Consider the following 19142-nt stretch of genomic DNA (forward strand, 5'->3'; position numbering starts at 1 on the left):
ATCGTAGAAGCGATTGATTAGGTTGGTGATGGTCGTCTTTCCTGCTCCGGTAGCCCCGACCAAGGCGATCTTCTGGCCAGGTTCTGCGTGTATGGTGATATTCTTGAGTACCAAGGTCTCCTCTGTGTATCCAAAGTCTACATCAGTGAGCGAGACCCTGCCTTGCAACTCAGTGAGATTTCCTGTTCGAGTATCTTTCCATGCCCAACGTTCAGTTCTCTTTTCAGTCTCTTCTCCTGTATCGGAAAGATTGACCAGGGTGATATATCCCTCATCACCTTCGATTTCCTCATCGAGCAGCGCAAAGATACGCTTGGTACCTGCAAGTGCCATTACCACAGCATTCAACTGGTTGGCCATCTGGTTGATCGGCATATTGATCGTTCTGCTCAGTTGGAGGAAGGCAGCGATAATGCCAAGGGTCAATGCTCCAATGCCGTGAATCGCCAACATGCCCCCGGCAATTGCGACCAATACGTACTGGATGTAACTGATATTGCCCATGATCGGCATAAGGATATTGGCAAAACGGTTGGCGTTGAATGCGTGGTTATTAAGCTCATCATTCAATGCATCAAAACGCTCCTTTGCCTTCTCTTCATAGGTGAAAACCTTGATGATCTTCTGTCCGTTGATCATCTCTTCTATATACCCATTGGTTTTCCCGATAGCCTTCTGCTGTTCAACAAAGTATGCACCGCTTTTGCCTGCAACAAAGGAGGAGATGCGTAGCATGATTGCAAGTGAGAATAAAACAACCAAGGTCAGCTGCCAGCTGGTAAACAGCATGGCAAAGAAAATAGCCAGTACTGTGATGATCGAGTTGACGAAGTTAGGGATTGATTGACTCACCATCTGCCTGAGCGTATCGGTGTCGTTGGTATAGAGACTCATCAGGTCTCCGTGGGATTGTGTGTCAAAGAACCGAATCGAAAGCTTCTGCATATGGGTGAACATCCCATCACGAAGGGTCTTTAGTGTTCCCTGGGCAATGGTGATCATCAATCGGTTGTACATAAAGGTAGCAATGACACCTGCAGCATATATCGTTGCCATCACCAGAAGCGCCTGTATCAGCGGGGTGAAGGAAGCTGTTTCAGGGTTCTGTGCCATTGGTACGATATAGGTATCGATCAGGAGGCGCAGGAACAAGGAGCCTGCAACTGAGGCAAGTGCACTGACAAGGATACAGCACAGGACAACAAGGAAGCGCAGTTTATACGGTACAAAGATGTAGGTGAAGAGACGTTTCAGGGTTGGCCAGTCAAACTTGGGCATCTTGGAGTGGGGTTTGTTCATGCTCGCTCCTCCTTGTGCATCTGGCTGCAATACATCTCTTTATAACGTGAACAACGATCCATCAGTTCTTGATGGGTACCTGCATCATGTATTCTTCCATCATCGAGCATGATGATCCTGTCAGCGTCCATCACCGAAGTTACTCGCTGTGCAATGATGATCTTCGTGGTTTCTGGAAGTTCACCGAGCAAGCCTTCCCTGATAGCGGCATCTGTCTTGGTATCGACAGCGCTGGTTGAGTCGTCAAAGATGAGAATCTTTGGATGCTTGAGCAAGGCACGTGCGATACACAATCTCTGTTTCTGCCCTCCGGAGACATTGGAACCATCCTGTTCGATATAGGTTTCATACCCCTTGGGGAACTGCTGGATGAATCCATCTGCCTGGGCAATACGGCAAGCCCATCTAAGCTCCTCATCGCTCGCATGCTCATTTCCCCAGCGGAGATTTTCTGCAATTGTCCCACTGAAAAGGAGATTCTTCTGCAGTACCATGCCTACCTCTTTCCTGAGACTTTCCAACGCATAGTCTCTTACATCCACTCCTCCAACCTTTACTGACCCACTGAAGGTGTCATAGAGGCGTGGGATCAACTGGACAAGCGAACTTTTCGCACTACCGGTTGGGCCAAGGATGCCGATGGTCTGTCCACTTTCAATATCGAGGTTGATATCATAGAGACATCGCTTCTCCTTGGTCTTTGTATAGCTGAAGTCCACATGGGAAAAGGAAATTGACCCATCAGCGACCGTGTTGATGGCATCCTTCTTTTCCTCTAGGTCGCTCTTTTCGGTGAGCACTTCCTCGATCCGTACTGCTGAGGCCCTGCTTATGGTAATCATAACTACAACCATGGAGAACATCATCAGGCTCATAAGAATCTGGGATGTGTAGGTGATGAAGCTCATCAGCTCACCTGCCGTCATTGATGAGGCGACGATCAAGCGGGCTGCAATATAACTGATCGAGAGCAGGCTGAGGTACATCATTCCCTGCATCAGGGGACTGTTGAAGGCAATGATCTTCTCAGCCTTGCTGAAATCATCATAGATATCGGAGGAAACCACCTCAAATTTCTTCACCTCATGCGCTTCCCTGACAAACGACTTAACCACCCTGATCCCCCTGATATTCTCCTGAACCACGGTATTGAGCCGATCATACGTCTTGAATACCCGGGTGAAGATTGGATAGGCAGCCCTGATCAGGAAAAAGAGACCGATACCCAGCAGGGGGAGTGCAACAAGATAGACCAAGCTCAGAGTCTTGTTGATGGACACTGCCATGAAGAAAGCAAACACCAGCATCCCCGGGCTACGCACTGCGATACGGATAAGCATCTGATAGGCACGTTGTACATTGGTGACATCGGTGGTAAGACGGGTCACCAAACTGCTGGTGGAGAACTTGTCGATATTGGCAAATGAGAAATCTTGTGTGATGATAGAGTTTTCTTCGTACATTCTTTGCAAAACCCGTAGATGCTTCTGCAGCATAGTGACCTGAGAGTACCCCAAATAGCAGCGCAATTGATGCACAAAGAAGGAGCGCGAGCCCCCATTTGAGGATTTCATTAAAATTTCCTGCATCAATACCGCGGTCTATGAGGAATGCCATGAGGAAAGGGATGATGACATCCATGATCACTTCCAAGGTAACAAAGACCATGGTAAGGATGGTTGGGCGACGATATCCTACTGTTTGTTTTCGTAATTCTGTAAACATATTATTTCCAAATTCCTTCTGATTGTATCTGCGATTGTGAAGAACTGCTGCAGCTGTTCCTCACTGAGGCCTTGCCTCATGGCCAGCTCGAACTCTTGTACCAGATGAAAATGTTCTGCACACTTCTGTTTCGCCAACCCTGTCAAAACAACCCACTTTTGTCGTTTGTCTTCTTCCGATTCTTCCCGTACGATCAATCCGTCCCTCTCCATTCCCTTGAGGATATTGGTCATGGTTGAACGGCGAATACCCAGATGCTGTTGCAGGTCACTTTGCAACATTCGATTTTTCTGGTGATGAGCGAAGTATCCTAGAAGATGACTCTGCACAACGGAGCCGCTGGACTCTTCTTCGAGTTTCAGCAGTTTCGTCATGCTCCGGTGGAGGAGGTGGGAGAGTGTTTTTATGGTATGTCCGATATGTCTTGGTTCTTCTTCCAATCGTCTGTCTCTTTTGTTAGTTTGCTAACGATAATACCCATCTCCTTTCTGAAAGGCAAGCAGGATGGATGAAGAAGTGTGGAGAATAATCAGGCCCCCAAAACGGGGGCCGAAAAGGAAAAGGCCTAGAGAAGGTCTGTGAAGGCCTTGAGGACCTCATCACCTTCACATCCATTGAGTACCTTGGTTGCGAGTACCTTACCCAACTGTACCCCCTCCTGGTCAAAGCTATTGAGATTCCAGATAAAGCCCTGGAACATTACCTTGTTCTCATAGTGGGCAAGCAGGGACCCGAGGACCATAGGGTCAAGCTGTTTTGCATAGAGTAAGCTGCTTGGCCGGTTGCCACAGAACTGCTTGTTCGGGTTTTTATCATCCTTTCCACGGGCAAAGGCAACTATCTGAGCAACGAGATTGGCATTGAGCTTCTCTTGGCTGCTCGAGCCTTCCACCAGGATGTCTTTCCCGTATTGGGAAACAGAGAATCCGATGAACTGCAGGGGAACGATATCAGTCCCTTGGTGAAGCAACTGGTAGAAGGAGTGCTGCCCATTGGTTCCTGGTTCCCCAAAGATAACCGGACCGGTGGGATAGGTGAGCTTTTCTCCATCTCTGTTTACGTGTTTCCCGTTGCTCTCCATATCCAGCTGCTGCAGGTGAGCCGGGAAGCGGCTCAATGCCTGTGAGTAGGGCAGGATTGCGGTACTGGGATAGTGAAGGACATTGCGCAGGTAGACGCCAAGTAGGGCATCAAGGAGTGCGGCGTTCTCTGTGATCTTCGGCGAGCGTGCTGCCATATCGCCTTGATGGGCACCATCGAGGAACATCCTCACTGTTTCAAATCCATAGGCCAGGGAGAGAATGACAGCACCAACTGCACTGGTGGAACTGTACCTTCCTCCGATGTAGTCATCGATGAAAAAGGCATCAAGGACGGAGGATGAGGATGCAAGCGGACTGCTCTTGCTGGTCACTGCAACCATATGAGCAGAAGGATTGATACCGCTGATACCGCTCTTCTTGATGGCTTCAATGACCAAGTCCCTGTTGGTCAGGGTTTCGAGTGTTGTGCCACTCTTGGATACCAAGATAAAGAGTGTACGCTCCAAGTCAAGTTGATCGATTACAGCCTGTGCATCATCGGGGTCGACATTGCTGATGAACTGGGCGTTCATTTGCTCAATGCCTTCTTTGGTGCACCAACCCTTCAATGCCAGATAGATGGCTCTTGGTCCCAGGTCACTTCCCCCGATTCCTATCTGCACAACAGTGTTGAATCGTTTTCCTGTTGAACCGACGATTTTGCCACTACGAACTGCATTGGAGAAGGTCTTGATCCTGGAAAGCTGTTCTTCATAGAAGGCACCTTTGTCTTCTCCATCAGCCTTAACGGGTTTCCCTACTTGACCACGGGTGAGATGGTGTAGCACCAGCCGCTTCTCTCCGGTGTTCATGACCTCGCCATCAACAAGGGCCTGATACTTCTGGGTAAGTTGGAGTTCATCACTCAGCTGTTGGAGGACTGAAAGATGGTTCTCGTCAACGGGCATGGCTGCATAATTGTACACCAACTTTTCGCTGGCATTGACTTGGTAGGATTTGATGCGCTCTGGATGCAGGATTTGTGTTAGGTCACTTGCCTCCAGGTTCCTCAGCGCTTGAAATGAAGTACTTGTATCGAGATTCTTGTATGTCATATCTGTTCGCTCCTTATGGTAGATGAACGCCCCTCCATTGTATTCGGAGGGGCGTATCTGAACAAGGTGTACTTATTCTTCTATGTCAGGGATGCGTGTCTTGAAGCTCTCTTGCAGATCTTCCTTGGTCATCCCTTCGCGGAGGATGACAAAGATAGTGTCATCACCGGCCAAGGTTCCAAGGATCTCAGGGATTGCCAACACGTCCAAGGCAATACCGACCGAATTGGCATGTCCCGGTCTGGTCTTGATAACGCCGAAGTTTCCTGAAAATTCGATGGACAGGATTCCTCTTCGTACATCTTGGATGTAGCTCTTCTCTGATTCACTGATCAGGTCATTTTCCGGCAAGCTATAGTAGTAGCCGGACCAACCATCGGAAATTTTTCCGACCTTGAGCATCTTCAAGTCGCGGGATAGAGTAGCCTGTGTGACTGTGTATCCCTCGGTTTTCAGCATCTCCAGCAGCGTATCCTGGTTGTCGATCCTATTGTTCTTGATAAGTTCCTTGACGACCGCCAACCGGTTGTGTCGTTCCCTCATGGTTTGGATTCTCCTGGAATGGAATATTTATGCGTTTTACACGAATAAAGATACAGTACTATTGACTCCTTTGCAAGCTTCATGGCTTCTTTTTGTCGAACTCTTGACCGGCGACCTCGCTTATAGCATGCTACACAATAGTATGGAGTAAAGGGAGGATTGTATGACAATTGTCTATATCTTGATTGTATTGGTGCTTCTGCTTGCCCTCTATGGGATTAGTGTCTATAACCGGTATGTCCGGCTTCGCAACCAGGCTGAAGAGGCAGAATCAGCAATTGATGCTCATCTGAAACAACGCTATGACTTGGTCCCCAACCTTGTGGAGACGGTTAAAGGGTACGCGAAGCATGAGGAAGAGACCTTTACTAAGGTTATCGAGGCCAGGAATATGGCGATGAATGCATCAGGGATGGTAGACAAGAATGAGGCTAATAATGCTTTCAGCTCCACTCTTAAATCACTGTTTGCACTCAGTGAGGCATATCCAGATCTAAAGGCTAACCAAGGATTCCTGGATCTCCAAGCCCAGTTGCAGAAGATTGAAGAGCAGTTGTTGAGTGCCCGTAAGTATTACAATGCAATTATCAAGCAATTGAACACCATCTGCGAGGTATTTCCTTCTTCAATCATCGCCTCGATGGCCCATTTCTCCAAGAAACCCTATCTGGAAATCGAGGAGGAGGCCCGTTCTCGTGTAGAGGTGAAGTTTTAATGGTAAAGAAAACACTCCTGATACTTTGTGTTCTTGCTCTAAGTCTTACCGCGTTGTCTGCAGAGGACTATCAATTTGATTCGTATGCATTGGAAGTTGATGTGAGGTTGGACAATAGTTATGCAATGCAGGAACACATTGTTGTCGATTTCTCATCTCCTAGGCATGGCATCTTCAGGGAAATTCCGGTTCTCTTTGGTCGGCAGAGAGTCAAGCTTACCAATCTGGAAGCAAACGTGCCGATCATCAAGGACTCGGTATCCTCTGGATATGCTACCTTCCGCCTCGGCTCTGAGGACAGGACAGTCACAGGTATTCAGGAGTACCAGATCAGGTATGACTACGCCATCGGCGATGACAGAAACGATGAATATGATGAGTTCTACTACAATATTGTAGGAGTAGGGTGGCAAGCTCCCATTCAGGATGTCTCTTTTACGGTGAACTTTCCCAAGCCTATTGATCCTTCCATGGTATTCCTCACCGGAGGGGTATATGGCACCACTGCACAGCGTGGGAGCTTCGTGGTCAGTGCTGATGGAAAGACCATAACCGGGGAGGCTCAGGACCTTTACCCAGGAGAAGCGCTTACCCTGCGTGTGCAAATGGAGGAGGGGTACTATTCCGATGTGCGCCCTTTTATTGATTTCACCATACCTGCCTCAATCATTGCCCTGCTGGTCTCCCTTGCTGCCTCTGTACATGCCACGCTTCTCTTCCGCCGCTATGGCAAGGAGGAGCTCTTTATCCCAGTGGTTCGTTTCGACCCTCCCGATGATCTCTCGCCCATGCAAGTGGGATACTTGGCTGATGGGGTTGTGGATAACAAAGATCTTACCAGTATGATTTTCTATTGGGCTGACCAAGGTTGCCTGACCATCAGTGAACTCGGCAAGAAGGAGTTCACCTTCACCAAGATCAAGGAACCTGATACCATCAAGGCTCACGAGAAACACCTATTCTCTGCTTTGTTTGCCTGTGGTGATGGTACAGAAGTGACGCTCAAGCAGTTGGAGAAGAGCTCATTCAGTAAAGATCTTGAGAAGGCAAAGACTGAAGTACGTGCCTATTTCAAGGGAGAGCGGGAACTCAAGGATGGCAAGGCGGAGAGAAAGCGCATTGCAGCCATGCTTTATGGTGCCCTCTCAGTGGTATTGATGGCTATCGCCTCCACTATTTCCTATATTGGCGCTGAAACGGTGGTGTTCTTGGTTGTTGGGTTTTTCAGCCTTGGTACGTTTGCTTTGGTTGCCAGTCGACTGGATGCCATCTGGGAGACTTCTTCCGCTTTCAAGAAGGGATTCAAGTTTTTCCTCTTGGGTATATCGGCACTTTTTCTCTTTGTTTTTGCCTTTCTGTTCATGAACCCGGTATTCGGACATGGAACATTTTACTCGCTCGTCATGGCGTTTTCCCTCGTTGCCTTTCCTGGGTATCTTGGATTCCTTGCCATCGTTACGGGAAAACGTAGTGCGTATGCACAGAAGAAGCTTGAAGAGATAGTTGGATATCGTGAATTCATCAGCAAGGTGGAAATGGACAAGCTGAAAATGATGATCGACAGTGATCCTTCACTGTTCTACCACGTACTCAGCTATGCCATCGTACTTGGACTGGAAGATGTCTGGGCAAAGAAGTTTGCGAAAATTGCACTTGCAGAACCCCAGTGGTATGTTGGGAACCGACCGATCAGGAATGCCCTGTTCTATAGTGCATTGAGCCATAGGATGCATACCAGCGTTATGGAAAAAGCAGTATATGCCCAGGCAAAGAGTGGCTCCAGGTCCCCGGTACGATCCTCCTTTGGATCGGGTGGATTCTCCGGTGGAGGTTTTGGCGGCGGAGGCGGTGGGGCATGGTAATCCCCCAGGAAATACAAAAGGGTTGGTATCGGCATTTCAAGGGTGGTTTGTACCAAGTAGTGGATACGGTCATAGAAAGTGAATCGCTCTCCACCATGGTGCTCTACCGCCCTAAGGATAGCGATTACTTGTGGGTTCGCCCCTACCAGATGTTTATCTCTGAAGTGACACGGGAAGGGAAAACCCATAAACGGTTCACGTATATCGGAGAGAGCCTGAGAGAATAAAAAACGGAGCCATCTTGGCTCCGTTCCCGTTACTGAATCATAGTGGTTGGTTTATTGGCGATAACTGCCGTGTGCCGGTCTGGGTTTTGCGATTGCTTCATTCACACGAAGGTTTCGCCCACCGAAATCCTTGCCATCCAGCTCGGAAATCGCAGCATCGGCAGATGCATCCTCTTCCATTTCCACGAAGGCGAACCCTTTTGGGCGTCGGGTTTCGCGGTCAATGATGATATTGGCACTGAGTACAGTACCGTACTGTGCGAACAGGTCCCGAAGTTCTTCTTCGGTTGTCCGGTAACTCATGTTTCCGACATAAATTTTCTTTGCCATTCAAAGCATCCTTCACAGGCAGCGCCTGTCATTCAATATTGCTTCATGTGGCGCAGTCTTTAACTCTTACCTGTCTGCGGGAGCGATTCAGTAACGCACGCGTGCGAACATTAGGAATTACGTATCAGCTGCAACACAAAAACGAAAGCAATCAAACGGTATCACGGCCCATTTTGGCTGTCAATTATCACACTGGCCCAAAAGCGTGAATTGCCCCATGTCAGCCGGTGGGTTCTTGCATTTATTGAACATTCTTAGCATGATGTCGGTTATGAATAGCAATATACTTGGGTTGGCATTGTCATTTCCCTTTTTAGCGCTCGTCATCTTGGTAGGGATCCTCTTGAGGCGGTATGCTTCAGTTTCCAGTGAGGCGATGCGAAAGTTTGTGCATATTGGTGTTTCGAATTGGTGGTTCATTGAAGTGAATTTCTTTACTTCATTATCCTATGCCCTTGTTGGCCCAGTTCTCTTCATCATCCTTAACAGCTTGTTTACCTTCCTGAATTGGGGCAAAGCCCTTGGAATGGATGACAAGAAGCGAAACTATGGGCTGATTTACTTCCCCATCACCCTCCTGATCTTGGTTGTCTTGCAATATCAGGGAGTTGTTTCCAGCTTGGCTTGTAGCATTGCCGTGTTTGTCATGGGCTATGGTGATGGATTGGCTGCCCTGGTGGGTACCAAATGGGGAAAGAAGAAGCTCCCTGTCCCCGGTATGGTCAAGAGTTGGGCAGGTACGCTGACCATGGCTTCTGTCAGCAGCTTGGTTGCTCTCATTGGATTGGCTTTTTTCACCACACTCTCAGCCCCCGTTGTCTTGGGTATATCCTTGGTGATTGGGGTTTCTGCTGCAGTGATGGAGGCCGTCACTCCTCTTGGCCTGGATAATATCACCGTGCCATTTGTGGTAGTGCTCCTTCTTGGAGTGTTCTTATGAGTGAATACGCGAACCTGGTTCCCCCTAGTGGGTCACTGGCATCGCACTTCAATGCCTTCTTCTTCGCACTCCCTCCTGCCTTCTGGTTGTTGGTCGGTATCATGACCGTGGTGGCAACAGCAAGTTATTTCGCCAAGCAACTCACCCCTGGTGGGGCTGTGGCTGCTTTCTTGGTTGGATTTGGCACTACTTGGGTTCTTGGTTTTGGTGCGCTGGCAACCTTGTTGCTCTTCTTCCTTTCTGCAGGGGTATTGGGAAAGATTGCAAAACGTGCGCTGGCCTTCGATGTGATGAAGATTCATAAGAAGGGTGGTAGGCGTGATGCCTCCCAGGTCTATGCCAATGGATTGATGGCATTGGTCAGTGCACTGCTCTATGCCTTGAATCCTTCCATTCCCTTTTTGGTAATGTTTGGGGCTTCGGTAGGGGAGGCAGCAAGCGATACCTTCGCAAGTGAGGTCGGCATCCTCTCTAAAACCAAGCCAGTTTCCATCATCACTGGACGACCCATGACTCCAGGCCTTAGCGGTGCGGTTAGTCCTCTGGGGCTTGCCAGTGGATTGTTGGGAGCAATACTGGTAGCACTTTGTGTCTGGGGGTGTTTCCTGCCTATCACAGGAAAGAGTGCTCTCTATGTTTCAGTAATCGCATTAAGTTCTTTTTTTGGGTGTTTGCTCGATAGTGTGCTCGGTGCTACCGTCCAGGCTCATTACTATGATGAGGTGGATGACCGTATTACCGAGCATGCAGTAGTGGATGGAAGAATCCTTCCACTTGAGAGAGGAATTCGTTGGGTCGATAATGATGTGGTTAACCTGCTGAGCAATGTGGCTTCAGCCCTGTTTGGCATGTCACTTACCCTGATAATTGGGTAATCTGTATTTTTTACTTGCTTCTCCGCATTTTTCTTTGTATTTTACATGTCGGTAGGCCTAAAGAGGTCTGCTATGTGTAATCGCACCACATATTCTTTAAGTGAGGATATATAGTATGGCAAAACAATTGCAGTTCAATGAAGAGGCACGCAAGTCCCTGGTGGCTGGTGTTGAAAAGATCTCCCGCGCAGTAATGGCAACGCTTGGCCCGAAAGGTCGCCTGGTTGTTCTCGACAAGAAGTTCGGTGCTCCGACTGTCACGAAAGACGGTGTTTCCGTAGCACGCGAAATCGAGCTGGAGAACCCGTTTGAAAACATGGGTGCCCAGCTTCTGAAGGAAGTTGCAACCAAGACCAACGATGTTGCAGGTGATGGTACCACCACCGCTACCGTTCTTGCCTGGTCCATTATCAAGGAAGGCATGAAGAGTGTGGCCGCAGGTGTAAACCCAATGGGTATTCGCCGTGGTATCGACAAGGCTGTTGCTGACGCCGTTGCCGAGATCAAGAAACAGGCCAAGATGATCAAGGACAAGGAAGAGATTGCACAAGTCGCTTCCATCAGTGCAAACAATGATCGCACCATCGGTGATGAGATCGCCAATGCGATGGAGAAGGTTGGTCTGGACGGAGTAATAACCGTTGAAGAGTCCAAGACCATCGAGACCACCACTGATTTCGTGGAAGGAATGCAGTTCGATCGTGGTTATCTCTCTGCATATTTCTGCAATAATCGTGATACCATGACCGCTCTTCTTGATGATCCTTTCATCCTTATCTATGACAAGAAGATCAGCAACATGAAAGAGTTGCTTCCTGTGCTCGAGAAGGTTGCCCAGGCAAGCAAGCCTCTGCTCATCATCGCAGAGGATGTGGACGGTGAAGCTCTTGCAACATTGGTTGTAAACAGTGTTCGTGGCATCTTGAACGTCGTTGCTGTTAAAGCTCCTGGATTCGGTGACCGCCGCAAGGCAATGCTTGAGGATATCGCTATCCTTACCGGTGGCGAGGTCATCAGTGAAGAGCTTGGCCTGAAACTTGAGAATGCTGATCTTTCCCAACTTGGACGCGCAAAGAGCATCAAGGTTGAGAAGGAGAATACCACGATCATCAATGGAAACGGCAAGCAGAGCGATATCAAGGATCGCATTGCCCAGATCAAGGCCCAGATTGGGGACACGACCAGTGACTATGACCGCGAGAAACTCCAGGAACGTCTGGCCAAACTTGCAGGTGGCGTTGCCGTCCTGAATGTGGGTGCTGCTACCGAAGTTGAGCTGAAGGAGAAGAAGCACCGTGTTGAGGATGCTCTTTCCGCTACCCGCGCAGCAATCGAGGAAGGCGTCATCCCTGGTGGTGGTGTTGCACTTATTCAGGCTGTCCAGGTGATGGACAAGATGGATATCTCCAAGTTCACTGAAGATGAGCAGGTCGGATACAAGATTGTCCGTCGTGCACTTGAGGAGCCAATTCGCCAGATTGCCCAGAATGCTGGACTTGATGGTTCACTTATTGCTGACAAGTGCAAGCATGAGAAGCCGGGTATCGGCTATGATGCTGAGAGTGGCAAGTGGGTCAATATGTCCGAAAGCGGTATTATCGATCCGGTCAAGGTCACCAGAAGTGCATTGCAGAACGCTGCATCCATCGCTTCTTTGATTCTTACCACCGAATGTGTTGTAACAGATATTCCAGAACCCGCAGCTCCTGCAGGTCCAGGACCTGAGGGCATGGGCGGGATGATGTAATCCCACGCTCTGCAAAAGGGGTCGCTTTCCGGCGACCCTTTTTGCCGTCTTATGGCTTCTGATACTGAAACTTGACTAGTGGATAGCGAACGTGCTACTTTAATCGATACTTGGAAAATTGGATGCGAAGTTTTCTTCCGCCTCTTTTCTGCATCCGATTTTATGCAAAGTGAGGATTACCAATGCTTTCATTGATTAGTGCTATGGCAGCCCCTGAAACGGCCGGCGCCGCAGGTTCAACCGGTTCGATGATGACGACCTTTGTTACGTTCGGTCTCATCATTGTTATCTTCTATTTCTTGATTATCCGTCCGCAAAAGAAGCGGGACAAGGAAACCAAGGAGATGCTCTCCTCTATTAAGAAAGGGGATAAGGTTGTCTCGATTGGTGGAATTCATGGAACCGTTGTTGCGGTGAAAGAGACTACCGTGGTGGTAAAGGTTGACGACAACACGCGTATGGAGTTCTCCAGAAATGCTATCAGCAGCATCGTAAACAGAAAGGGCGATGGTGCAACTGCTTCCAGCAAGAAGAAGAGCAAAAAGGAAGAGCAAGTATCTGCTCCTGAGAAGAGTGTTGAGGCTCCCGTTGAGGAAGTCCCTGCTGAAGCTGAAGCTGAGAAGAAAGACAAATAATTCTATAAAAGACATCTGGAGAGTATCATGAAAAAACGGAGTCGTCTGGTGGTCGTTCTGGTGGTCGTCTTGTTGTGCGGGTTCTTCCTCTATCCCACGATTGCTTGGTATGGATTCGTACCGCAGGACACCAAGGAACTTGCAACAGGCTCAAATGTACAGATTAAGGAGTATTCCCGTGGACAGGCTTCACGCGATCTCCGCTCGCTCAAGGAGTTGGTCGCTGATGACCCACAGGCAGCCCTGCCTTCTGAGTTCTCCTATCTAAAGGATTACGCGAAGGAAAATTACAAAGCCATGAAGCGTTCAGTTCCCCGGAATTGGACTCTTGAAGCATTGTTTGCTGGGTTCTACAACGAACAGGATATGTTCGATTCAGCTGAATCCTACTACCGCACGTCCTTGCTTGATCTGAAGACTTTGGGAAACAAAGCACTACAGCTTGGACTGGACCTTGAAGGTGGTATGAGTATTCTCTTGGAGGCTGATGTTGCTTCCTACGAAGAGAAGATTGGCAAGACTGCATCCTCGGGTGAGATTTCTGAGGCGATTCGCCAGGATATCGAAATTCTTGAGAAACGAATTGACCAATTTGGTGTCAGTGAGCCTGTCATCCGTTTACAAGGTGATGACCAGATTCTCATTGAGATTCCAGGTGCTGCCGACCCAGAGCGTGTTAACTCCTTCCTTCGTGGTAAGGGCTCCCTTGTCTTCAAGATTGTCGACACCACCCTTACCGCTGAATTGAATACTTACTACACCGAGAATCCTTCTGAGGTTTATACCGATACTGGTGCATTGAAGCAGCCTGATTTCTTGCCCGCTGGTAAGATTGCTGCTGGTTATTATATCAGTGACGAGTATGGGATCGATGAGCTGGAGAGCTATGTAGTAATAGAGGAAGAGATCGGCCTTGATGGAATCCACCTTGAGAGTGCAACCACGGCAACCGATGGTATCACCGGTCGGCCTGTGGTCAACTTCCAGTTGGACAGCCTTGGTGGCGATATCTTCTACAAGCTCACATCTACCCACGTTGGAGATACCATGGCAGTTGTTATGGACGGCAAGGTTAAGGCCATGGCCACCATCAATGAAGGGATCAGGAGCAACGTTCAGATTTCCGGTTTCGATGCAGAGGAAGCAGCTGACCTTGCTATTGTTCTGCGTACCGCTGCGCTTCCCATCGAGCTGGTTGTCAGCAGCCAGCAGGCTGTTGGTGCTACCCTTGGTGAAGATGCTGTATCGGCTGGTTTGAAGGCCATTGCTGTTGGACTTGCTCTGGTAATCATTCTGATGTTCGCTTACTACCACGTCAGTGGCCTTGTGGCAAACCTCGCATTGTTGCTGAACTTGTTCTTCATGATCAGTGTTCTCTCTGCTTTCAATTTCACGCTGACCTTGACCAGTGTTGCCGGTCTTATCCTTACCTTGGGTATGGCTGTTGATACCAATGTCATCATCTTTGAGCGTATTAAGGAAGAGCGAAGGTTGGGCAAGAGTGATGTTGCCGCAATCAAGGCGGGATTTGATAAAGCATTCTGGACTGTCATGGATGCAAACATAACCACAATCATTGCAGCTCTGGTACTCTCCCAGCTTGGAAGCAGTGCAGTCAAGGGCTTTGCGAATACCCTTGCCATCGGTATTGTGAGCTCGGTATTTACTGCGTTGTTTGTTTCGCATCTTATCTTTGATGCGACCGTCGCCCAACGTGAGGGCAAGAAGCTACACATCAGCTGGAGGAAAAACTAAATGCTTAAGAAAGATATTCCTGTTATCAAGCTTCGCTGGTACGCCTGGGCTTTGGCTGTAGTCCTCCTGCTCGCCGGAGGTATCTCCTTCGCTGTGTTGGGTGGTTTTAACCTGGGTGTTGATTTTGAAAGTGGATTGAGCCAGAGAATTCAGATAGCTCCCATTGGATTGGAAGTTACCTATGCTGGGAACAAGGATGCAGTCCTTGCTGTCTCAGGTTCTGGCCTTAATCTTGAAGTTCGCGGTGATGAAGGGGTTTCCAGTACCAGCTTCAGTGCTTCCGAGTATCCAACTGCACAGGATCTTGCAACAGCACTTGGTGCTGTGCAGAACATCAATGTGGCAGTTGTTGACGGGTCATTGGAAACAGCTCAGCTCCTCAGTGGGTATGGATTTCCTGCAACGCTCTCTGCTGAACCTACCAAGCTGAATTTCCAGAGCAGTGGAAATGCAAACATCGAAGATGTACGTTCTGCTTTGGATTCACTGGGTAATGTACGTGTGCAGACCGTTGGGGTGGATGGAAGCCAGACCTTCCAGGTCCGTCTCGGCATCAAGGAAGGTGCAACTCAGGATTCCATGGAAACCGAAGTGAAGAATGCATTGAATGCTGCATTCGGTGCTGGTAATGTAGTGGTTCTCCAGAGTGATTACATTGGACCGAAGTTCAGTGCAACGTTGCTCTCCAGCTCCATCCTCGCCATCGTGGTTGCAATGGCCTTGATCCTCCTCTATATCTGGGTCAGGTTCCGTTTTGCTTATGCAGTGTCATCCTTGATTGCACTTGTGCATGATATCTTGATGATGCTTACGGTAATTACGCTCTTCCGCTTTGAGTTCTCTGGTATCACTGTTGCAGCGCTGCTGACCATCATTGGTTACTCACTGAACAATACAATCGTTATCTTCGATCGTATCCGTGAGAATGTGGTATTGGCACCAGATGCTTCGTTGAGTGTGAATATTGACCATAGCGTTACACAGTCATTGAGTAGAACGGTAATGAGTGCAGTCACCACCTTGATCGCTATCATCCCGCTCGCAATCTTTGCTTCCGGTGACATCCAGCTCTTTGCAGTGAAGATGGGATTTGGTATCCTCTTTGGAACCTACTCATCCAACCTGCTTGCACCTGCGATGCTTTACTGGATCAGCAATGCTCAGGCAAAGAAAAAAGAGAAGAAAGCAGAGTAACCTGTCTCTTCTTGCAAGTCATACGCTGCCGCACTCTTATCATGTGGCAGCGTTCTTGTCATAATGGGGGTGTATGAAACTGATACTTTCCAGAACCATGGGATATTGCAAGGGGGTGTCCAGGGCCTTGGACCTTGCTACCTCTGCATTGCAGGAGGCAAAAGACGCCCACAAGCCTGTATATTCCTTGGGTAAGCTTATTCATAACGATGACACGTGTGCCTTTTTCGCTGATCAGGGGATGCAGGTTATTACAGGAGCAGAGGGGCATGAGCCCGGATTGGTTGTACTGCGTGCACATGGAGTACCCGAAACGGTGCGATCTTCTTTTGTGGAAGCTGGTTTTGACTTGGTTGATGCTACATGTCCGGTTGTGAAGCATAACCTCTCAAGAATTTCTGCATATGCACCTACGCATACCATCTTGATTGTTGGGCACCCTGGTCATCCGGAGACGCTTGCCATGCGAGGGGTCCAGTGCGAAGGGAAGGTCTGCGATACCATCCTGATTTCTGGTCCTGAGGATGTTGGTACCCCGGAACCAGGCAAATCCTATGTGGTGTTTGTGCAGACAACGTTTGATCAGGGATTATGGAATACCATTCAAAAAGCCTTAAGGGAATGGGAGCAGTATGGATGTACGATGCTCTTTGCCAATGAGGTCTGTCCCAGTTCCATCAATCGTCGGCAGGCCACCCTTGAGCTGACTGATGCATGTGATGCAGTGGTGGTGATAGGGGGGAAGGAGAGTGCAAACACCAGGGCGCTCTACCAATTGGTACGAGAAAAGGGAAAGATGGCCTGGCATATAGAGAATGAAACAGAAATTACCGACGATATGCGCAGCTATGATATACTGGGTATAACAGCAGGGGCATCAACCCCCTCTCTGGTGATTCAACGCGTAATCGATAGGTTGCAACAGGAGTGATACATGGAAACAGGTTATCGGGGAATACCAATTCCCACCATCAAGAGGCTTCCCTCCTACCTTAGGCTTTTGCAGGGGTACCGGGAGCAAGGAATGGAGATGGTCAGCGCTACTACCTTGGCCGAAGAGCTTGGATTGAAACCAATTCAAGTACGTAAGGACATTTCCTGTACCGGGATCGAGGGCAAACCCAAGGTAGGCTTTGCTGTTGTTAAGCTCATTGAGGCAATCATCCACACCTTGGGGTGGGACAATGCTACCGATGCAATTGTGGTGGGCGCCGGCCATTTGGGCTCCGCTCTTGCACGCTATGAGGGGTTTGAGAGTTATGGGCTCAAGATCGTGGCAGCATTCGATGTTGATCCCAATAAGTGGGATACTTGGCTTGGGGATGTCCCGGTCTTTCCTTTGAGCAAGGTCAAGGAGTACATCGATCGGCACCATGTAAATATCGGAGTCCTTGCTGTTCCAGCCGACCAAGCCCAGGAGACAGCTGAGCTGCTCATGGAGTGTGGGTTGCTGGCCATATGGAATTTTGCACCCAAGGATTTGAAACTCCCCGAGCATGTGGTGGTCCAGCGTACCGATCTGGCTACAAGTTTTGCAGTTCTCTCTGCCAAGGTGCGGCAAAAGATGAACAAGAAAGACCTAAGTAGCGAATTGGATGATTGGTAATTTCTAGTGCACTGATAAGAGGGGTATCGTAAGGATACCCTTTTTTAATGTGAATACAAGCATATTATATTGTATTATTAATGATAATATGTGATTTAAAAACCATAATATCTCAATAATAAATTCCTTTCAATCAAATATTCGTTGACTCTAGGGTTGTTTCTTCGCTACCATGGCGGCAAGAGATTAGATAATGAGGTCATTGATGAAGAAACTGGTCGTGGAGCTGTGCATGGGAAGCTCTTGCTTTGCTCGGGGGAACTCTCAGACACTTGCAGCATTGGAGTCCTATCTTCAGGAGTCTGGGACTGCAGATTGTGTGGATTTGATAGGACACTTATGCATGGGAGATTGCTCCAAAGGTCCGAATATTCGTATTGCCGATACCACCTACCAAGGGCTTTCTGCCGATGAGGTGGTTCAGTTGGTTGTGCATGAACTGAAAGAGCGGGAAGGGATGCAATGATCCATCCTATATATACAGAGTTGACCGAGTGCCGTGACTGTTACAAGTGTGTTCGCGGCTGTCCTGTAAAAGCTATCCAGGTAAAGGATGGCTCAGCAGTAGTGGTAAAGGACCGATGTATCTATTGCGGACACTGTGTTGATATCTGTCCATCCCATGCCAAGAAAATTCGTGGTGATTTGGCACGGGTTCGCCAGTTTGTCCAGAGCGGAAGAAAGATCTTCTGTTCTCTAGCCCCTTCCAGTGCAGCAGAATTCCCCTTCAGCACCGATAGCTTGGTGGTCGCGCTTACTCGTCTGGGCTTTAGTGGGGTAAGCGAAACAGCCATCGGGGCTCATCTGGTAAACCAGGCAATTGAGATGTATGCAGAATCCCACGATGGAAACTGTCCATGGATTTCCACAGCCTGCCCAACGGTGGTCCAGACGGTAAAAAAGTACTATCCCTCATTGGTGGACCAACTCAGCAAGGTGCCCTCCCCATTGCAGTGCCATAGTGCCTATTTACGGGCACTCTATGGAGAAGAGATTGGAGTGGTCTTTATCGGTCCTTGTATCGCAAAAAAGGTGGAGGCAGACCAGAGCCCAGGCTATCCGGATTTTGCCTTGACCTATGAGGAACTCAATGCCTGGCTCCTTGCTGAGCATATTGACTTGGAACAGATTGAAAGAGAGATTTCCCTTGACCCTTCCAGTGTACCCTCCCTGGTTCCTTGCCGTGCTGGTAAGTCTACGCTCTACCCTGTAGAGGGCGGGATGATAGCCTCATTGAAGTGGGGAGGTGATCCCTTCCAGACCCATGCTGTTGCCATCAGTGGTATGAATCAGGTGGTAGGGACACTATCAGGGATGGAGAGGGAAGACCAGAATACAGCATTCCTCGAACTCCTCGCCTGCGAAGGTGGTTGCATCAATGGACCGGTAAGCAACCAAGGGCGTTCCTCTGCTTCCAAGAAAAGCCTAAGTTCACGCTATACCCGTAGTCGGATCACCGATCAAGGTCCTGTATTTAATGGAGATGCAGCATTTGTTGCTAAGCTCCTTGAACAAGGCTATTCCCTGATTGAGAAACATACTGCTGAGGTAG

The 19142-nt window shown here is 48.8% G+C and carries 18 protein-coding genes and 1 pseudogene; 13 read left to right on the forward strand and 6 right to left on the reverse strand.

Annotated features, from left to right (window positions below):
* The 5 genes and pseudogenes from JF818_RS12735 to JF818_RS12755 all read right to left on the reverse strand — a co-directional run.
* A partial coding sequence (locus JF818_RS12735; protein ID WP_198892366.1) for an ABC transporter ATP-binding protein occupies nucleotides 1-1299 on the reverse strand: 1299 nt, incomplete at its 3' end.
* A pseudogene (locus tag JF818_RS12740) lies at nucleotides 1296-3024 on the reverse strand (ABC transporter ATP-binding protein). The pseudogene JF818_RS12740 and the gene JF818_RS12735, both read right to left, overlap by 4 nt.
* Nucleotides 2994-3464 carry a MarR family winged helix-turn-helix transcriptional regulator gene (locus JF818_RS12745; RefSeq protein ID WP_198892367.1) on the reverse strand — a complete coding sequence of 157 codons (471 nt, stop codon included), beginning with the start codon at nucleotides 3462-3464 and terminating at the stop codon, nucleotides 2994-2996. Before JF818_RS12745 ends, JF818_RS12740 begins: the two are co-directional and overlap by 31 nt.
* Before the next feature lie 125 nt (nucleotides 3465-3589).
* Nucleotides 3590-5161 carry a glucose-6-phosphate isomerase gene (locus JF818_RS12750; RefSeq protein WP_198892368.1) on the reverse strand — a complete coding sequence of 524 codons (1572 nt, stop codon included), beginning with the start codon at nucleotides 5159-5161 and terminating at the stop codon, nucleotides 3590-3592.
* A gap of 72 nt (nucleotides 5162-5233) precedes the next feature.
* Nucleotides 5234-5704 carry an arginine repressor gene (locus JF818_RS12755; protein WP_117330969.1) on the reverse strand — a complete coding sequence of 157 codons (471 nt, stop codon included), beginning with the start codon at nucleotides 5702-5704 and terminating at the stop codon, nucleotides 5234-5236.
* A gap of 163 nt (nucleotides 5705-5867) precedes the next feature.
* Here JF818_RS12755 and JF818_RS12760 point away from each other — a divergent pair, with 163 nt between their 5' ends.
* From JF818_RS12760 to JF818_RS12770, 3 genes are read left to right on the forward strand one after another with little or no spacing between them, the layout of a single operon-like run.
* Nucleotides 5868-6419, forward strand: coding sequence for a LemA family protein (locus tag JF818_RS12760; RefSeq protein WP_198892369.1), 552 nt, complete (start codon nucleotides 5868-5870; stop codon nucleotides 6417-6419).
* Nucleotides 6419-8281, forward strand: a complete 1863-nt coding sequence (locus JF818_RS12765) for a DUF2207 domain-containing protein (protein WP_198892370.1) — start codon at nucleotides 6419-6421, stop codon at nucleotides 8279-8281. The genes JF818_RS12760 and JF818_RS12765 overlap by 1 nt, the downstream gene beginning before the upstream one ends.
* Nucleotides 8275-8508, forward strand: a complete 234-nt coding sequence (locus tag JF818_RS12770; RefSeq protein WP_198892371.1) for a DUF1653 domain-containing protein — start codon at nucleotides 8275-8277, stop codon at nucleotides 8506-8508. The genes JF818_RS12765 and JF818_RS12770 overlap by 7 nt, the downstream gene beginning before the upstream one ends.
* 51 nt (nucleotides 8509-8559) lie before the next feature.
* On the opposite strand, the gene JF818_RS12775 is transcribed toward JF818_RS12770, so the two are convergent.
* Nucleotides 8560-8838 carry an RNA-binding protein gene (locus JF818_RS12775; protein ID WP_198892372.1) on the reverse strand — a complete coding sequence of 93 codons (279 nt, stop codon included), beginning with the start codon at nucleotides 8836-8838 and terminating at the stop codon, nucleotides 8560-8562.
* A 271-nt stretch (nucleotides 8839-9109) separates the two neighbouring features.
* Here JF818_RS12775 and JF818_RS12780 point away from each other — a divergent pair, with 271 nt between their 5' ends.
* The 10 genes from JF818_RS12780 to JF818_RS12825 form a co-directional block, all read left to right on the forward strand.
* On the forward strand, nucleotides 9110-9778 hold the full coding sequence (locus JF818_RS12780; RefSeq protein WP_198892373.1) for a diacylglycerol/polyprenol kinase family protein: 669 nt from the start codon (nucleotides 9110-9112) through the stop codon (nucleotides 9776-9778).
* On the forward strand, nucleotides 9775-10653 hold the full coding sequence (locus JF818_RS12785) for a DUF92 domain-containing protein (protein WP_198892374.1): 879 nt from the start codon (nucleotides 9775-9777) through the stop codon (nucleotides 10651-10653). Before JF818_RS12780 ends, JF818_RS12785 begins: the two co-directional genes overlap by 4 nt.
* A gap of 115 nt (nucleotides 10654-10768) precedes the next feature.
* Nucleotides 10769-12400 (forward strand): chaperonin GroEL, encoded by a 1632-nt coding sequence (gene groL, locus JF818_RS12790; RefSeq protein ID WP_198892375.1) that lies wholly within the window; start codon nucleotides 10769-10771, stop codon nucleotides 12398-12400.
* Nucleotides 12401-12582: 182 nt separating this feature from the next.
* Nucleotides 12583-13035, forward strand: a complete 453-nt coding sequence (gene yajC / locus JF818_RS12795; protein WP_198892376.1) for a preprotein translocase subunit YajC — start codon at nucleotides 12583-12585, stop codon at nucleotides 13033-13035.
* Nucleotides 13036-13062: 27 nt separating this feature from the next.
* Nucleotides 13063-14790: a protein translocase subunit SecD gene (gene secD, locus JF818_RS12800; protein WP_198892377.1), complete on the forward strand. Its 1728-nt coding sequence runs from the start codon at nucleotides 13063-13065 to the stop codon at nucleotides 14788-14790.
* Complete coding sequence (gene secF / locus JF818_RS12805; RefSeq protein WP_198892378.1) at nucleotides 14791-15984, forward strand: protein translocase subunit SecF; 1194 nt, start codon at nucleotides 14791-14793, stop codon at nucleotides 15982-15984.
* Between the two features lie 73 nt (nucleotides 15985-16057).
* Nucleotides 16058-16915, forward strand: coding sequence for a 4-hydroxy-3-methylbut-2-enyl diphosphate reductase (ispH, locus tag JF818_RS12810; protein ID WP_198892379.1), 858 nt, complete (start codon nucleotides 16058-16060; stop codon nucleotides 16913-16915).
* Nucleotides 16916-16918: 3 nt separating this feature from the next.
* Complete coding sequence (locus JF818_RS12815; RefSeq protein WP_198892380.1) at nucleotides 16919-17590, forward strand: redox-sensing transcriptional repressor Rex; 672 nt, start codon at nucleotides 16919-16921, stop codon at nucleotides 17588-17590.
* Nucleotides 17591-17795: 205 nt separating this feature from the next.
* Nucleotides 17796-18056 carry a (2Fe-2S) ferredoxin domain-containing protein gene (locus tag JF818_RS12820; RefSeq protein ID WP_198892381.1) on the forward strand — a complete coding sequence of 87 codons (261 nt, stop codon included), beginning with the start codon at nucleotides 17796-17798 and terminating at the stop codon, nucleotides 18054-18056.
* Nucleotides 18053-19142, forward strand: a 1090-nt coding sequence (locus JF818_RS12825) for a [Fe-Fe] hydrogenase large subunit C-terminal domain-containing protein (RefSeq protein WP_198892382.1), incomplete at its 3' end; no start/stop codon positions are given. The genes JF818_RS12820 and JF818_RS12825, both read left to right, overlap by 4 nt.

Origin of the sequence: Sphaerochaeta sp. S2 (genome assembly GCF_016406725.1) — a bacterium.
Taxonomy (GTDB): domain Bacteria; phylum Spirochaetota; class Spirochaetia; order Sphaerochaetales; family Sphaerochaetaceae; genus Sphaerochaeta.

What these genes read in the sequence shown, in the direction of transcription:
- JF818_RS12750 (WP_198892368.1), bottom strand. Translation starts at nt 5,161, where the DNA reads ATGACATACAAGAATCTCGATACAAGTACTTCATTTCAAGCGCTGAGG.
- secD (WP_198892377.1), top strand. Translation starts at nt 13,063, where the DNA reads ATGAAAAAACGGAGTCGTCTGGTGGTCGTTCTGGTGGTCGTCTTGTTG.
- secF (WP_198892378.1), top strand. Translation starts at nt 14,791, where the DNA reads ATGCTTAAGAAAGATATTCCTGTTATCAAGCTTCGCTGGTACGCCTGG.
- groL (WP_198892375.1), top strand. Translation starts at nt 10,769, where the DNA reads ATGGCAAAACAATTGCAGTTCAATGAAGAGGCACGCAAGTCCCTGGTG.
- ispH (WP_198892379.1), top strand. Translation starts at nt 16,058, where the DNA reads ATGAAACTGATACTTTCCAGAACCATGGGATATTGCAAGGGGGTGTCC.
- JF818_RS12765 (WP_198892370.1), top strand. Translation starts at nt 6,419, where the DNA reads ATGGTAAAGAAAACACTCCTGATACTTTGTGTTCTTGCTCTAAGTCTT.
- yajC (WP_198892376.1), top strand. Translation starts at nt 12,583, where the DNA reads ATGCTTTCATTGATTAGTGCTATGGCAGCCCCTGAAACGGCCGGCGCC.
- JF818_RS12785 (WP_198892374.1), top strand. Translation starts at nt 9,775, where the DNA reads ATGAGTGAATACGCGAACCTGGTTCCCCCTAGTGGGTCACTGGCATCG.
- JF818_RS12775 (WP_198892372.1), bottom strand. Translation starts at nt 8,838, where the DNA reads ATGGCAAAGAAAATTTATGTCGGAAACATGAGTTACCGGACAACCGAA.
- JF818_RS12780 (WP_198892373.1), top strand. Translation starts at nt 9,110, where the DNA reads ATGAATAGCAATATACTTGGGTTGGCATTGTCATTTCCCTTTTTAGCG.
- JF818_RS12755 (WP_117330969.1), bottom strand. Translation starts at nt 5,704, where the DNA reads ATGAGGGAACGACACAACCGGTTGGCGGTCGTCAAGGAACTTATCAAG.
- JF818_RS12760 (WP_198892369.1), top strand. Translation starts at nt 5,868, where the DNA reads ATGACAATTGTCTATATCTTGATTGTATTGGTGCTTCTGCTTGCCCTC.
- JF818_RS12820 (WP_198892381.1), top strand. Translation starts at nt 17,796, where the DNA reads ATGAAGAAACTGGTCGTGGAGCTGTGCATGGGAAGCTCTTGCTTTGCT.
- JF818_RS12770 (WP_198892371.1), top strand. Translation starts at nt 8,275, where the DNA reads ATGGTAATCCCCCAGGAAATACAAAAGGGTTGGTATCGGCATTTCAAG.
- JF818_RS12815 (WP_198892380.1), top strand. Translation starts at nt 16,919, where the DNA reads ATGGAAACAGGTTATCGGGGAATACCAATTCCCACCATCAAGAGGCTT.